The following is a 14,439-nucleotide window of genomic DNA, read 5'->3' on the forward strand; positions in this document are numbered from 1 at the left end:
TCAGGAAGCACGGCCAACGGAGTGACCGATCGTAGGCCGATGGACGGCCGGCTGAGAGTGGTCAAGGAGATGACTCACTCATCCCAGGTCAGCTTGTGGTGCCCCCGGCCGGTCGCCGGCCCGACTGACAGGCGGTAGCCCTCACGATCGTAGGCAGGGGTGGGCTGGGTCATTATCTCCTTCACTAAATTAATCGCATTCCATTCAGTGTATTCACGGTTACGGCTTTTATTGTCCGCACCCTATTGTCTCATACTTCCGCTTTCCGAATAGCGGTGCGACGCTCTCTGGTTGCCTGATTGACCTGGGAAAACGTGGTAAAGAAACGCGGGATGTCGTTGATTTGATTGCCGCTCCGATGTTCAATTGAAGTGACAAAAGAAAGGCGTGATACGGACGGCGTATCGCGTGAGATCGGATCGGAGAAGAATCGTGTCGAACGGAATTCCTGGCAAGTGCGTTCCCGTGAGCGTCCCGGGGGAGAGGCTCACGCCGGAGGACATGGCACGCGTGACGCCGGACGACTGGATGGAGATTCGGAAGCTGGCGCGCGGATACTGCCGCACGGTCGACGCCACGCGGTCCCGGAAGCGCATGGACGGAAGCGCCACCATCGTCAAGCAGGGCCACGCCCTCTACGGCACAGACGACGTATCGGACGACGTCACCCAGGACGCCGTTCTTCTGTTCGCGCAGCGTCTGCGGGACATCACCACGTCATGCCGGACGGCACCGGAAAGCACAGCCACCGAGCCCGCATGGGTCTACGTCCGGCGCGACGGCGGCGAGATGACCATTACGCGCACGACGCTGCGACGCTGGGCGGTGCGGGACGCTGCCGCGCGGAACGGCTACCGGATCGACGTCCCGCCGGGGGAGATCGACGCCACGCCCGGCGCCCAGCTCATGCGCGGTCTGCCGCACGCCGAGAACGTCACGCGCGCCGCCGTGGCGTTCTGCGTGGCACAGAACAGCGCCGCTCTCTTCCGGCAGGCGTTCGGCGACGGTAAGGACTTCCCGGTCATCGCGGAAGCCATGGACATGGCCGCAGAGGCCGACGACTTGGGACGCGCGGGCATCCTCAGCACGATCGCGCAGGCACGCTACGGCGGCGCGTACGGGTCGCGCCGGAGCGTGATCCGGGTGCGCGATGCCGCACGGGCGGAGTGGCGGGAGCTCTCGGAGCGCCTTGACGACGCGAGAAGCGCCATGGTCCACGGTGGCACCGAAACCATGGACGACTGACGAAAGCCCGCGAGAAAGAGCCCTAGAGACTCTCTGGGGCTCTTTCTTATTGCGTCGCTGCGCACTTCTCGACAGAGTCGAGCAGAAAGAATCTTGAAATCGGGTGGACGGTTGGACGGTTCCGCCCCCCGTATTTATATGAGAGCGAGATTCGCCGATACGCGCCCGACGCGAACGGTGCTGTGTCGCTTTCGCGCCGCTGTTCTCCGGCCTCACTTAATTACGCCGTGAACAGCTACGGAAGCGGAAGCCGGAACGGCCTGACCACTCGCCGGGTACGCGAAACGAAAGGAAAAGTTGCCGCGCGTGGACGGTCGGGCCGTTCCGGCCACCGTATTTATATGAGAGCAAATTCGCTCCGCGAAAGCGGCGCGAATGCCGAAACCTGCTGCGTTGCTGCCCGTGATCCCATCCGGGCGGACCGGCAGGCGGGGCACCCACGGAAAGGAGCGTCTCGATGGAGGTGAATCCTGCCGCCCACCCGGTCTGGGCGGTGGGAAGTCTGACGGTGTCCACCGGCGGCCGGGTGATGCGCGTGACCGCGATCGGTGACATTCGCGCCGACACGGCGACCATGGTTCCGGCCGCCGACCCGTCCGGGGATCCCGAGTACGTGGTGACGGTTGCGCTGAAACCGATGCCCGCTGACGCCGAAACGATCACCTGTCTCGGCTGCCTGCGGAAGACGCATCTGTGGATCGACGCCACGCACACCATTCGCGCATCTGGAAGACGCGTGCGGCTGATCCGCTGTTCCCGGTGCTTCCTGGACGCCCTGGACTTTTGCGACTGCGAGATCCACACGACCAGCACGACCGTGCGGTCCCATCATCTGGAGCCCCGCCGTCACTGGTGAAGGACCGTCCGAACACCTGGTGGAACTGGACGTGAGCTGGTCAGGCGGCGCGCCGTACGGCTCTGCTCCCGGCATGTACGGCGCGCTCCCTGACCGGCTCACCGAAAGGAGATCACCTATGGCGGTCTGGTTCGGACTCTGGCACGGCGGCAACGGATACGGCCCGCCGGAGCCCAACGATCTGGAGGAGTTCACCTCCCTGGCGGACGCCCAGGCCAAGCTGGCCGAGCGCCACCGCTACGGCTACTGGCAGCGCTCACGCTTCGCGTTCGTCGAGCGCGAGGCTGCCGACGTCCTCACTCCCTGTGTGGGTGAGGACTGCGAGATCACCCTGTACGGGTCCCGCGAAGCGATCGACTATCCCGCCCGCCGGGTCTTCCTCGGCCCGCGTGGCGGTGTCCGGGTCGAGCGCTGCTGAAAACCCTGCCCTGTCCACCCCTGGCGATCCGCCGGGGGTTTCTCATGTCTGGAGGTTGTTCATGACCATCGATTCCGAGCAGACCATCAAGGTCAACTCCCCGGCCGATCTCCTCTCCGTCGTGCCCTACCTGCTGGGGTTCCATCCGTCGCTGAGCATGGTCGTCACCATCATCGACGCCGAGAAGGCGACCGTCGGCGGTGTGCTGCGCTTCGACCTGCCGCAGGACTCGGCGGACGCGCCGGAACTGGCCAATCACCTGACCAGCGTCCTCATACGCAACAAGGTCAGCTGGGTGGTGTTGGTGGGATACGGGCCGGGCGACCGGGTCTCACCGGTCGTCGATGCCGCCACGGAAGCCCTGAACCGTGCAGGGATCCGCATCAAGGACGCGCTACGCAGCGACCAGGGACGCTACTGGTCGTACACGTGTACGGACACCCAATGCTGCCCGCCGGAGGGCGCGCCCCTCGACATATCCAGTGGCGTGCCCGCGGCCACCGCCGTACTCGCTGGGTTCGTAGCGCTTCCCGACCGTGAGACGTTGGTGGCGACGCTGGAACCGGTCGACGGGCCAGATCGGGAACGGGTACAGGCCGCCACCCAGGTCGCGTGTGAGCGGACCCGAACTCTGATCGAAACCGGTCACGACTGGTACCGAGAGGGCATCGACCAGATCTCCGCTGCGCTGGACCGGGTCCAGGCAGGCGGGAACCTGGACGCCGATGAGGTCGCCACGCTCGGCGTGCGGCTCACCGCGATTCTCGTCCGTGACGCGGCTATGACGTTCCTCGGCGATCATGACGACGAGACCCACCTCCGGCTGTGGACCGACGTCGCTCGCCGCGTGCCGTCCGAGTTCGCCGCAGCGCCCGCGGCCCTGCTGGGGTTCGTCGCATTGCGTACGGGAGACGGAGCGCTCGCACGCATCGCCGCCGAACGCGCGCTCTCGGTCGATCCCGACTACCGGCTCGCGAGCCTGATCTGTGCGGCTCTGCATCACGGACTGCCTCCCGAGGCCATCGCTGGCATGAGTTCCATGGAGATGAAGGAGGCAATCGACGCCAGCGCTGAGCGATGCCCGCAGGGCACTCGCCCGATCCTTCCTGAGGGATGGTGACCGTGACCGCCTACGCCTCCACCCACTCGGCCGCCCTGATCGGCGACAGGGCGCACATCCTGGATATCGAGGCCGACGCCGCACCCGGCCCGTCAGGACTCCATCTCATCGGCATTCCGGAACGCTCCCTCTGGCCGGCCCGTGCGCGGATCCGCTCGGCCGTACTCAACAGCGGCATCGAGTGGCCGGAGGCCCGAGTCACGGTGAGCGTGTGCCCGGAAACCGCGCCGATCTATGACAGCTCCGCCGATCTCGCCCTGACGGTGGCCTTCCTGGCCGTCGCCGGACACGTCCCGCCGGAGCGGCTGGCCCGGACGGTGTTCCTCGGCGAACTGGGACTGAACGGCGCAATCCGGCCGGTCCGCGGCGTGCTGCCCGCCATCGACGCCGCCGTACAGGCCGGGCTCACCACTGTCGTGATCCCCGCCTTCTTCTCGGAGATCACCACTCGGGTTCCCGAAGCCACGGTGATCCCCGCCGCCAACCTCACCGACGTACTCGCCTGGCTGCACCGAACGGACTCTCAACAGGAGGAACCGGCCGATGACTGACTCCGAAATCGATGACCTGGTGGTTCAGATCGCCGCGTACATGGACGGGTTCGCCCCGCAGATCCGGCCCGGCCATCCCGCCTACCTGGTCGGCCCGGATGGCGCGCGGCTCGTCGTCCACCCGCTGTGGAGACACGAGGGACGCGTCCTCGTGGTCGGCCTCTACCCCGGCGGAAGCAGGAGCCGGTTCAAGGACCTGCGGAACCACCAGATCACCGTGACGGCGACCCGCGGCGCGGAGCATGTGGCGAAGAAGATCGTCCGTAAGCTGCTTCCCCGCTACCTGCGGGACCTGGCCGCCTGCCGGGAGAGGCAGAACGGAAAGACGGCCGACAAGACCGCTCGCGTCGAGCTGGTCGAGACTCTGCTGTCCCTGCTGCCCGGCGTGACTTTCACCGAGAACGACCGGGAGACCGTCCTCCAATGGCGGCACGGCGCGGCCTCCGGCTCGTTCGCGATCTACGGCGACACCACCAGCAACTCCATCGAGATCCGCATGGCCGACCGCGAACTGACCGAACGCGTCGCGTACGCGATCCACCAGCGCTCGACGTGAGCCCGCCTGAAATACCGACACCCGCAGGCACCGGCACAAGCCGGTGCCTTTCTCATATCCATCAACACGGAGGAACACATGTCCAGGGAGTCTCTGGAGTGGCTGAACGCCAACACACTGGTCGGCTTCACCGGCAAGCGAGGAACCGCCTGGCACTACCGCGCCAGCATGCAGGGCGAGGAGCCCAACCACTACCCGGGACCGATCCCGGTCGACGACGTCAAACGGCGGCTCTTCGCCTGGCAGGCCCTATCCCGGCCGATCTACGTGGAGGACCCGCGCGGCGGCCTCGCCCTGGTGCCCGACCGCCAGGCGATCCTGCGCAGCGACAACGGGCACGTCATGGGCATCTTCTCCGACGGCTACGAACCGCACCCCTACGTCGAATGGCTGATCAACAACGTCTCCCGGCTCCTGGACGCCGACCTGTCGATCGGCTCCGCCGGTCTGCTGAGAGGCGGAGCGGTCGCCTGGGTATCGGTGGAAGTCCCCGACAACATCGTTACGCCCGAGGGCGTCGAGTTCCGGCCCCATCTCTTCGCCGCGACCTCGTTCGACGGGTCGCTGGCCACGACGTTCAAGCGGGCCGTGACCAACATCGTCTGCGACAACACCATGGCCGCCGGTCTCGCCGAACGCGGCCAGCAGGTCAAGATCAAGCACTCCCGGTACTCCAAGCTCCGCCTCGCCGAGGCGCGCGACGCCCTGAACATCGTCTACGCCCTGGCCGACCAGTTCTCGTCAGCGGTACGGGACCTGTGCCGGGTCGAGGTCACCGGCCGGCAGTGGCTGAAGTTCCTGGACGTCCACACGCCGATGCCGGACCAGCGAGGCCGCAGCCGCACCATGGCCGAGAACAAGCGCGACACCCTGACCAAGCTCTGGAACCACGATCTGCGCGTGGCGCCCTGGCGCGGCACAGCCTGGGGAGTGGTCCAGGCAATCAACACCTTCACCCACCACGAGCAGAACATCCGCGGTGCCGTACGAGCCGAGCGCAACATGCTCCGCGCGGTGACCGGTGGCATCGACGAGCTTGACCAGGGCACCCTGCGCACGCTGTCCACGGTGCTGGACCGCCCCCTCACGACCACCGTGGCCTGAATTGACCCTGACCGTCCGGCTCCCGCCTCGGTGGGTGGGAGCCGTCCGATTCAGAGAGACCAACGATGATCGACCGGCGTTTCGGGTCGTCCCGCCCGGAGTTGCGTACGAAGCGCAGGGCGCCCTTGCCGCGTCAGCGGCGAACGAGGAAGAATCTCCAGCGGAGATCTCCCCGAAAAATGCGTTACCGCCTGTATCGCCGTCAACCGACTGGCGATAAATTTGCTCCCACCTTGTGAATGTCAGTGGGCTGAGCATCGTTTTTATGGGCGCAGTACGGAGGTGTATGTCCGATGATGGCGTCTTGGTCGACGCGTATTAGAGCTGAACGTAAGGCGCGTCTGTGGGACGTGCACACGATGGCCCGTAAGCTGCGTGCGGCCGCAGGTGAGGATGCGGCTTCGCTCCCGGATCACGAGGCGCTTGTGCGCTCCATCCGGCGCTGGGAGTCCGGCAAGATCAGCACTCCCAGCGAGCGGTACAGGCTGCTGTTCAGCAGGGCTCTGCAAGTCGAGGAAAAAGCGCTTTTTGCGGACATATCCGAGGAAGACGAGCTAGTTTCCCTGCTGACGTCTCCGGTCGTCGGCAAAGGGGGAGTTCCTTCGGGATTTACCGTGGAGTCAGTCGAAGCATTGCTCGGACGGCTTTATCGACTGGACGCAGAATTCGGTGGGAACGAACTGTGTCAGGTGGTGGCACAACATGCACAAGCAGCGGCGGGCTTGTTCAGCTCGTCCAGCCTGCACACGGACGAAAGGCGTCGACTGTACCTTGCGATGGCAGGCCTCACCCAGATCGCAGGATGGCTGTCCATCGACGCGAGCAGACACGCCGAGGCCAGCAGATACCTCACCGCCACGATCTACGCCGCCCACGAGGCCGACGACCTTTCAATGGCCGGTCACGCCCTCGGCTACATGAGCCTGCATGCCCTCTACCGCGACCAGCCTGGCAAGGCGCTCGCTCTGGCGCGTACCGCGGTCGATCTCACCAGCGCGGGCACGTCGCCACGCGCACGAGCAACCGCACACAACCGCGCCGCACGCGCCCATGCCAGGCTTGGAGAGGCCGACGCATGCAAGCGCAACCTCGACCTGGCGCGAGCGGCCTACATCGCGGAGGCGGACGAGAGTGAGCCGCGATGGGTCGGTTACGTCGGCGAGATAGAGCTACTCGCCCAGCGTGGCGCATGCTTTCTGGATCTGGGACTGCCCGGCGAGGCGATCACGGAAATCGAGCACACGATCTCACTCGTACGGTCGAGAACGCCGGAGCACGCCAGAGACCTGGCCCACTACACGGTCCGGCTGGCCGCCGCCTACCTGAGCAAGGGCGAAGTGGCGCAAGCTACGGCTGTCGGTGCGAGCGCACACCGAATGTCGGTCGCTATCGGCTCGGCACGAGTGCAGGAGCGGTTCACCGAGTTCATGGGCAGCCTGTCCGTTCACAAGAAGGTTCCGGAGGTCCGTGAGCTGGCGGAACAGGTACGGGCGTCGTCCTACTGAACGTCGTCGGCTACATCGAGGATGGCGCGGATGACGGCCTGAGTGTCGCTGAGATCGGTAAGGACAAGCTCGGCGCCGGCCTCGCGCAGGGTGTCCGCGCTGCACGATCCAGTGGCGACGGCGACGACCCGGGCACCGCCGAGGTGCCCGGCCAGGACGTCGTTCGGGGTGTCCCCGATGAGCACGGTGTTCTCGGCTGCGAAGGCGTGCCCGTACTTGTCCGTGGCCCGTAGCTGTGCCAGCCGTACGAGTTCGGGACGCTCCTCGTGATCCATCCCGTACGCGCCCGCGTCGAAGTCCACGAACCGATCGAGGTCGAACGCCTTGAGCTTGCCGATCGCGATCGGCTCCATGTTTCCCGTGAGCACGGACTGGACGACACCCGGATGGTCGGCAAGGCGCGCGAGCGCTTCTGTGGCTCCCTCCAGCACCCGGCCGCGTTTCCTGATCTCCTCCTCGAAGGTCAGGAACGACTCGGCCAGGGCGAGGCCGAACGAGTGCAGCAGTTCGTCGGAAGCCTCGATGTGGTGCAGACGCAGGGTGTCCGCCGCGATCGCGCGTTCGGTGCGCCCGGTCATGTCGGCCAACTCCCGCATGACCTGGCCCGTCGCAGACTTGAAGGCGTCGGCGTAGATATTCTGACTGAGGCCGCCGATGGTGATCAGAGTGTGGTCGATGTCCCACAGGACCAAGGTCTTCCCGGCGCTCACCGTACGAGCGTAGCCCCAAACCAGTGCGGTCTCGGCATGTATGGGCAGGCCTCATCTCCCCAGGTCAAATGTGACTGTTCATGTACTCGTGTGAGGAACGCCGCGAAAGCCCGAGGCTGGAAGCGTGAGCGGCGGAGCGGGTCAGAAAGTGGGTAGAGATTTGTACGCCTGAGGATGACGTTCTTGCTGACCTCTCCCGCCATCTCAGAGTCAAGGCCCGTTGCTTCCAGCAGACTTGCGGATCGTGTCGACGACCGAAAGACCGTTCCGTCCCACGGGCGAGTCAACTCCGTTCACGGCCTCGCGGGAGCGTGCGCTGCCCGCGATGCCGCGCCCGCGGCGACCAGGACTGGCCGCCTTGGCAGTTCTGCTCATACTCGGCGGGGCCCTTACCACCATGCTGCTCGTACAGCACGCCGATCAGCGGATCTCTGTGATCCGGATCAGCCAGCAGGTCGGCGCGGGGGAAAGCTTTCGGCCGGCGGTCATGCAGGAGGCGCTGATCGCCGACACCGGCGCAAAGTACGTGCCGTGGTCGGAACGCAAGCAGATCGCCAGGACTGTGGCCGCCGTGACGATCCTTCCCCACACCTTGCTCACCAGGGAGATGACCACGACGGCGAGCGAGAAGCTGGCCGAGGGCAAGGCCCGGGTGGGTCTGGCCCTGAAGCCGGGGCAAGTGCCGAGCGAGTTGAAGCCGGGATACCGGGTTCAGGTCATCCACGCCCACCACACGGGGCAGGCCAGGCTGCTGGCGGCCAGCGCGCTGGTGGACAGCGTGGTCGAGCTGCGCAACGGCACCACGATGGTGACAGTCGTGGTCGACACCGCCGCGGCGCCGGAGATCGGTGCACGCGCGGCGGCCGGTGACATCGTGATCGTGGAGTTGTCTGGCGAGCGTTAGAAGCAAACCGCGCCCGTAGCTCAAAGTAGTTGACCATGCACTGTCAGTGGGTGTACTTGTGGTGCACCTACGGAGGAGGTCTTCGATTGAGCAGGGCTCGGATCGCTGTCGTTGCTGCTGTTGCTGCGTTCTGGGCATCTGGGGTGGCGTCTCCAGTGGCCGCGGACAGTGGGCCGTGGGTCTCTAGCTACGGCGACGCCGCGAAGGCTACGGTCAACTCCGATCGCACGACCATCACAGTGTGCGATCTCGATCACCGGGACGATCTCCGCTTCAAAGTGGAGTTCGCAACTGTGAATCCGATCGACCCTAAGATCTACACCGTCGTCGCTCCGCAGGGCGGCTGCAGCAAAGACCGGACGTACATCAGCCGGATCAAAGTGTTCAAGCTGTGCATCGGCCGGCCTTCATTCGGCGGCATTGCGTGGGGTGACTGCCACAACCCTGTCTGGCCTCGCCCTTGACGCTCACGTCTGAGAGCAAGGGATCGCGCGTTGGCGCGGCATCTTGCTAGCGTTCACCGCCTGGGTGCGGCTCTTGATCCGGACCTTGAGGAGTGAGGCGCGGAAGGAAGGGCCAGATGAACGCTGAGACCGCGGACCTGCTCTTTGACGTGGTGCGGCGTCTGGAGAACAGCATCGTGGCCCGGGAATGCCCTGCCATCGTCGCGGTCCAGGGCGAGCGCAAGCTCATCCTGAGCGATTACGACTACCTACGCGACCCGGCGACCGCGACGGCGTTCGAGATCAGGGCTGCGGAGAAGGCGCAGGAGGCCGCGGCCAACCGCTGGGTGCTGGCCGTTCCGCAGGTGTGGATCTTCAAGCCGCCGAGCACGATCGCTCTGCGAGCTGTCTCGAATCACCCGCTCCGGGAGGGTGAACAGGAAGCCATCACATGGATGAGCTTCGACCGTGAGAACGGCGTGGACTACGGCCGGGTCGTCTACGCGCGCCGCCCCAACGGCGAGCCCGTCTTCGAGGAACCGGAGATCTTCGATGTGGGAATCCGCCCAAGAGAGACAATGCCCGGGTTTGCCCTGCTCCAGCGTTGTCTAGAGCAGGAGTGAGGGCCGGTTCGCGAAGAACCGGCCCTCGGACCAACTCGAACTCTCTGACAAAAGAAAGGCTGAGATCGGTCGCCACGAGCCTACGATCAGATGCAAGGTGCTGTCAGGAGTTCCGAGCGGCTTGTGACGCCCAGCCTCAGGTGCTTGAAAATCGAACCGACGCTGGCCGCCCACCGGCTGGCCAAGAGACTAGAGTGCCATCCGTACCGTGGCGGATCACGGTGACGACACCTCTTCTGACCTGGCCTCCTGCACTACCGGCGGACTGCTGCAGAATCCCTACTTCAAGCCTGTCGGAAGGCCTCTCTGACCAGCAGCTTTACCCTGGGGGGGTCGCTCATCACCCTGGAGGGATCGCAACACGCCGGAGCAGGTGCTGCGGATGATTCTGCGGGGGAGGGGTCGCTCATCACCCTGGAGGGATCGCAACCTATCCGTGGCCTCCTCCGGCGGAGCGGTCAGGATGATCGGGGGTCGCTCATTACCCTGGAGGGATCGCAACATGTGCCGCGCCGGGGTGGTAGTCACGCCCGGCAGGGGTCGCTCATCACCCTGGAGGGATCGCAACAGTAGCGTGTCCAGGTCATCGGGGTCGATGCCGTACGGTCGCTCATCACCCTGGAGGGATCGCAACAGGAAGCCGCCCAGCCGGGTCGCCAGCCCGTCCGCCCGTCGCTCATCATCCTTGGAGGGATTGCAACGACCTGGTAGCCAAGCATCCGTCCCGCCCGGACGCGCCGCTCATCACCCTAGAGGGACTGCAATATCGCCCGCTCTCGATGGTGGGTGGCCCGCTTCTGGTCGGCAGCTCACGAGGGGCGGACGATGCCGATGAACCCCTGTTCCCGGCTTGGTATACCTGCCCAGGTTTCGATGCGTACGGTGCTCCCGGTGGATGGTGCGTGCACCATGCGTGTGGCGTCGATCGCGATGCCGACGTGGTGGATCGTGGCCGGGTTCTTCGGGTCATAGGCGAAGAAGATCAGGTCTCCAGGTCGGATCTTGCTCCTGGGCACGCGGGTTCCGGCGTTCCACTGCATGGAGGTGTCTCCGCCGACTCGGACACCGGCCTTGGCCCAGGCATACTCGGCCAACCCTGAGCAGTCGAAGCCCCTGGTGCCAGCTCCTCGACCGATGCCGTAGCTGGGGCCGTTCGGGCCGCCGCCACCCCAGGAGTACGGGACGCCCCGCATGGCAAGAGCTGCCTGTACGGCCACTGCTCCGCGGCCGACCGCGGCCACCGGGACGCCTCCTGCTGAGAGCTCGGCGCAGAGCTCGCCGGCGATCGAGGTGACCGCTGTCTCGGCACGGCGCCTTATCTTCACCTGGCTGTCTCGGGAGGCTGGCCCGGCAAGGGCGGAGGCGGCGTCATCGATGGCGGAGTTCCTCCGGGCGCCGAGTGCGGCGGCTGTCTGGACGGCCTGCTGTACCTGGGCCTTCTCGGAGGCGGACAGCTTGACGTGAGAGCTCCCCTGTGAGGCGGCGACGCTGGCGGGCTTCCAGAGAGTGGCTGTGAGCGTGATGGCCTTCTGCTCGTGCTTGGCGTACTCGCCGCGAAGGTCCTTCTGAGGGCGTTGGACGATCGCCGCTGCTTTGGTCAGTGGCATGGTCTCCCAGCCGGATACCTTGATCAGCCGCTTGTAGAAGGCGCGTGCGACATAGTCGGGTGTGCTGACCTGGGCTCGGGTGCCCCATCCGCTGTCCGGGCGCTGCTGGAAGAGGCCGAAGGCTTTGCCATGGTCGTCTACGGCGGAGTTGTCGAGCCCGCTTTCCTGCATCGCGGTGGCGACCGCGATCTCGGCTGCGCGCCTGGGCAACCTGAGGGCGCGGGCGGCGTCGACGATGCTCTTCGCATGGGCCAATTGGGCGCTGCTCAGTCGTGAGGCACGCGAGCCGGCGGCCTCTGGGAGGGTTCCAGGTACGAAGGCGTAGGAGCACACCGTGTCGGCGTACACCGATGCGTACTGGGCCCCGCCGCTCGCCCCGCTGATCACAACGACGCCGGATACGATGGCTCCACCCGTCACGAGGACCTTCGTGAGGCCGCTCTCGACGATCAACGGCGATCCTCTGTATCGGCCGTTGCCTGCGGCCAGTGGTTGGCGAGCTGGGCGAGACGAAGCCGTCCGTCCCGGCGGTCGTGCGGTAGCCAGATCGCGCCTTCCGGCCCGTCAGCTCCGGCCACAGCGGTGGCGCAGGGCAGGTGCATGAGGGCGGCTCGGAGCTGGAGCCGGGTGTGCAAGCTGCGCTCCCTCCGGGCGGAGCTGGTCAGGAACAGGAGGGGAGTGGTGATGCCGGTAGCCGCGGTGAGGGTGGCATAGCCAGACAGCTTGGCGAGGACCCGGTCGAAGGTCTCCGTTCCTGTGTCGTATTCGAGGAAGAAGTCCAGCGTGCTGCCGTTCTCCGTCCACCTGCCGTACGCATCTGGGCGCACATGCCTGCCCCATTGAACGGCGCAGCGGGCCTCGGTCCACCACGTCTCCAGGCGGCACCCCCTCGTCCGGCGGGCGGCGCCGTACAGGCGGGCGAAGACCTCGTTGGTGCCGACAGTGTGTGCGAGTCGCTGGCTGTAGGCGATCGACAGGGCGCGGTCGCGGCGGTAGCCGAGGTTCGACAGGTCTATGCCGTCCTCGGTGGCCAGGACGGCCGCACCGGGCTCGCCGAGTACGTAGTGCCAGGGTGCTGAGCCGGTGGGTGGTTTGGGTCGGAAGCGGTCCAGTACACCGATGCGGTGGAGCTTGACCAGGCGGTGGCGTGCGGTGATCGGGTTGTTAAAGGCGATGTGCGCGATCTGGTGGCAGGTCAGGACCTTGTGGGTCCAGACCAGCCGAAGTAGGTGGCGGTCGCGGTCGGTCAGCCGGGTGGCTAGTGAGGCGAGGACGCCGGGCGTGTAGTGCTCGTTCATGACTCTCCTTTTCTGGGTTGCTGCCGGGGATCGTCGGCCGGCAGGGCTTCGGGGTGGGCGCGGAGGCGGCCATGGGCCCGGGCTGCAGCAGCTCGGAGGCGCGTCGCGAGCTGCGCGTCAGGCGGGGGCAAAGGACGGGTGCGCAAGGTGAACGGCGCCGTCTCGGCGGAACGGACGATCAGGCGGGCGGCGGCCTGGAAGGCGCCCAGGTTGGCCAGGTCGTGCTTGGTCAGGTATGGGCTGAAGTGGTGCTCGTTCTCGCGGGCGTCCTCAGGCGAGAGCGAGAAGTAGATCTTATTTCGGGCGTCGGAGCTGATCGCCTGTCGGAGGTCGCGGGGGAGCTGGGCCAGGTGCTGGTGGGCGAGGACCATCGACAGCCGGTAGGCGCGGGCCTCGGCGAGCATGTCGGACAGCGCGTGCGGCAGGTTCAGGAAGTTCTGCGTCTCGTCCACGTAGAGCGTGGCCGGGGCGCGGGTGCGGCCGAGCCGGGCCCGGTGGGAGGCGGCCTGCCAGACCTGGGCGAGCAGGAGTGAGCCGAGCAGGCGAGCGGTGTCGTCGCCGACGACTCCCTTGGGAAGCCGGGCGAGCAGGATGCCGCCGTCGAGGATGTCGCCGACGTCGAAGGTCGATTGGGCCGAGCTGAGGATGTCGCGGACGAACGGGCGGAGCATGAACGCCCGGAGCTTGTTCATGATGGGCGCGGTGACGTGCGCCTGGGCTTGCTCCGACAGGTGCTCGTACCAGTTCCAGAACCCGAGCAGGAAGCTGTCGTTGAGCTGGTCGACGAGTTGTCTCCGGTAGACCTGATCGGTGAGCAGGGACGGGATGTCGGCGAGCGTTCCACCGTTGCGGGAGAGGGTGAGGCAGCAGCCGCGCAGGATGTCGTCGCTGCGTGGTCCCCAGGAGTCGGCGTAGATCTTGTGGAAGATGCCGACGATGTTGTCGACGAGCGTTTCCTGGTCGGCGCCGCTCAGGACGTTGAGCGCGGGCCGGGGGTGGCGGTCGTCGGGGTCGATCAGGGCGATGCGCTGCCCGGCCTCTTCGGGGATGAGGCCGAGGAGGTCGGCGACGAGGTCGCCCTTGGCGTCGACGACGGCTACGCCACGCCCGGCCTGGATGTCGGAGAGGATCATGTGGGCGAGCAGGGTGCTCTTGCCGGTGCCGTTCGGGCCCAGTACGTGCACGTGGTGACAGGAGTCGATGACCCGTAGCGCAACCGGCCACTCATGCCCGGCGTCGGCGTAGCCGAGGACCTTTCCACGCTGGGCAACCTGGGGCGAGGGCGCGACCGTGTTGGCGCCGGCTCGTAGAAGGCCGGGTACGGCGGCGTCCATCGGCAGGTGCGCGAGCGCGGCCAGTTCAGGTACCGATAGGAGGAATCCGCGGCCGAGCCGCCGTGATGTCAGAGGGCGATTCGTGAGTTGATGCCCCTTTGATCGCTTGCGCTGCGTGAGGAGTGCTGGTCACGGGCTCGTTGCCGGATTACGGACGCGGCTGAG

15 protein-coding genes and 1 CRISPR repeat array are annotated in these 14,439 nt (G+C 66.2%); of the genes, 11 read left to right on the forward strand and 4 right to left on the reverse strand.

Features of this window, described 5'->3' with window-relative positions:
- Nucleotides 1-501: 501 nt before the first annotated feature.
- The 8 genes from AB0J42_RS35445 (at nucleotide 502) to AB0J42_RS35480 (ending at nucleotide 7,355) form a co-directional block, all read left to right on the forward strand.
- The gene (locus tag AB0J42_RS35445; protein WP_364302478.1) at nucleotides 502-1,245 is read left to right on the forward strand and encodes a hypothetical protein; all 744 of its coding nucleotides are present in this window, start codon (nucleotides 502-504) and stop codon (nucleotides 1,243-1,245) included.
- A 457-nt stretch (nucleotides 1,246-1,702) separates the two neighbouring features.
- Nucleotides 1,703-2,101, forward strand: a complete 399-nt coding sequence (locus AB0J42_RS35450; protein WP_364302480.1) for a hypothetical protein — start codon at nucleotides 1,703-1,705, stop codon at nucleotides 2,099-2,101.
- A gap of 118 nt (nucleotides 2,102-2,219) precedes the next feature.
- The gene (locus AB0J42_RS35455; protein WP_364302482.1) at nucleotides 2,220-2,519 is read left to right on the forward strand and encodes a hypothetical protein; all 300 of its coding nucleotides are present in this window, start codon (nucleotides 2,220-2,222) and stop codon (nucleotides 2,517-2,519) included.
- 61 nt (nucleotides 2,520-2,580) lie between these two features.
- Nucleotides 2,581-3,639: a DUF4192 domain-containing protein gene (locus AB0J42_RS35460; protein WP_364302484.1), complete on the forward strand. Its 1,059-nt coding sequence runs from the start codon at nucleotides 2,581-2,583 to the stop codon at nucleotides 3,637-3,639.
- A 2-nt stretch (nucleotides 3,640-3,641) separates the two neighbouring features.
- Nucleotides 3,642-4,190: a magnesium chelatase domain-containing protein gene (locus AB0J42_RS35465; protein ID WP_364302486.1), complete on the forward strand. Its 549-nt coding sequence runs from the start codon at nucleotides 3,642-3,644 to the stop codon at nucleotides 4,188-4,190.
- Nucleotides 4,183-4,746, forward strand: coding sequence for a hypothetical protein (locus tag AB0J42_RS35470; RefSeq protein ID WP_364302488.1), 564 nt, complete (start codon nucleotides 4,183-4,185; stop codon nucleotides 4,744-4,746). Before AB0J42_RS35465 ends, AB0J42_RS35470 begins: the two co-directional genes overlap by 8 nt.
- 78 nt (nucleotides 4,747-4,824) lie before the next feature.
- Entirely contained in the window at nucleotides 4,825-5,850 is a 1,026-nt protein-coding gene (locus AB0J42_RS35475) for a DUF932 domain-containing protein (protein ID WP_364302490.1), read from the forward strand.
- Nucleotides 5,851-6,209: 359 nt separating this feature from the next.
- Complete coding sequence (locus AB0J42_RS35480; protein ID WP_364302492.1) at nucleotides 6,210-7,355, forward strand: hypothetical protein; 1,146 nt, start codon at nucleotides 6,210-6,212, stop codon at nucleotides 7,353-7,355.
- Here AB0J42_RS35480 and AB0J42_RS35485 read toward each other — a convergent pair.
- Entirely contained in the window at nucleotides 7,349-8,065 is a 717-nt protein-coding gene (locus AB0J42_RS35485) for a haloacid dehalogenase-like hydrolase (RefSeq protein ID WP_364302494.1), read from the reverse strand. The two genes, AB0J42_RS35480 and AB0J42_RS35485, sit on opposite strands and share 7 nt — an antisense overlap.
- A gap of 397 nt (nucleotides 8,066-8,462) precedes the next feature.
- Between AB0J42_RS35485 and AB0J42_RS35490 the strand changes: the two genes are divergently transcribed.
- The 3 genes from AB0J42_RS35490 to AB0J42_RS35500 all read left to right on the forward strand — a co-directional run bounded on the left by AB0J42_RS35490 (nucleotide 8,463) and on the right by AB0J42_RS35500 (nucleotide 10,035).
- The gene (locus AB0J42_RS35490; protein ID WP_364302496.1) at nucleotides 8,463-8,969 is read left to right on the forward strand and encodes a hypothetical protein; all 507 of its coding nucleotides are present in this window, start codon (nucleotides 8,463-8,465) and stop codon (nucleotides 8,967-8,969) included.
- A gap of 155 nt (nucleotides 8,970-9,124) precedes the next feature.
- Nucleotides 9,125-9,433 carry a hypothetical protein gene (locus tag AB0J42_RS35495; protein WP_364302498.1) on the forward strand — a complete coding sequence of 103 codons (309 nt, stop codon included), beginning with the start codon at nucleotides 9,125-9,127 and terminating at the stop codon, nucleotides 9,431-9,433.
- Nucleotides 9,434-9,549: 116 nt separating this feature from the next.
- On the forward strand, nucleotides 9,550-10,035 hold the full coding sequence (locus AB0J42_RS35500; RefSeq protein ID WP_364302500.1) for a hypothetical protein: 486 nt from the start codon (nucleotides 9,550-9,552) through the stop codon (nucleotides 10,033-10,035).
- Between the two features lie 329 nt (nucleotides 10,036-10,364).
- A CRISPR array of direct repeats spans nucleotides 10,365-10,799; the repeat unit is 28 nt; unit sequence GTCGCTCATCACCCTGGAGGGATCGCAA.
- A gap of 45 nt (nucleotides 10,800-10,844) precedes the next feature.
- On the opposite strand, the gene AB0J42_RS35505 is transcribed toward AB0J42_RS35500, so the two are convergent.
- Genes AB0J42_RS35505 through AB0J42_RS35515 form a run of 3 tightly spaced genes read right to left on the reverse strand, consistent with a single transcriptional unit; the run spans nucleotide 10,845 to nucleotide 14,124 of the window.
- Nucleotides 10,845-12,095 carry an NlpC/P60 family protein gene (locus tag AB0J42_RS35505; RefSeq protein WP_364302502.1) on the reverse strand — a complete coding sequence of 417 codons (1,251 nt, stop codon included), beginning with the start codon at nucleotides 12,093-12,095 and terminating at the stop codon, nucleotides 10,845-10,847.
- A complete protein-coding gene (locus tag AB0J42_RS35510; protein ID WP_364302504.1) occupies nucleotides 12,092-12,940 on the reverse strand; it encodes a replication-relaxation family protein in 849 nt (282 codons plus the stop codon). The genes AB0J42_RS35505 and AB0J42_RS35510 overlap by 4 nt, the downstream gene beginning before the upstream one ends.
- Nucleotides 12,937-14,124 carry a type IV secretion system DNA-binding domain-containing protein gene (locus AB0J42_RS35515; protein ID WP_364302506.1) on the reverse strand — a complete coding sequence of 396 codons (1,188 nt, stop codon included), beginning with the start codon at nucleotides 14,122-14,124 and terminating at the stop codon, nucleotides 12,937-12,939. The genes AB0J42_RS35510 and AB0J42_RS35515 overlap by 4 nt, the downstream gene beginning before the upstream one ends.
- Nucleotides 14,125-14,439 lie beyond the last annotated feature (315 nt).

Source organism: Nonomuraea sp. NPDC049649 (assembly GCF_040675175.1).
Classification (GTDB): Bacteria; Actinomycetota; Actinomycetes; order Streptosporangiales; family Streptosporangiaceae; genus Nonomuraea.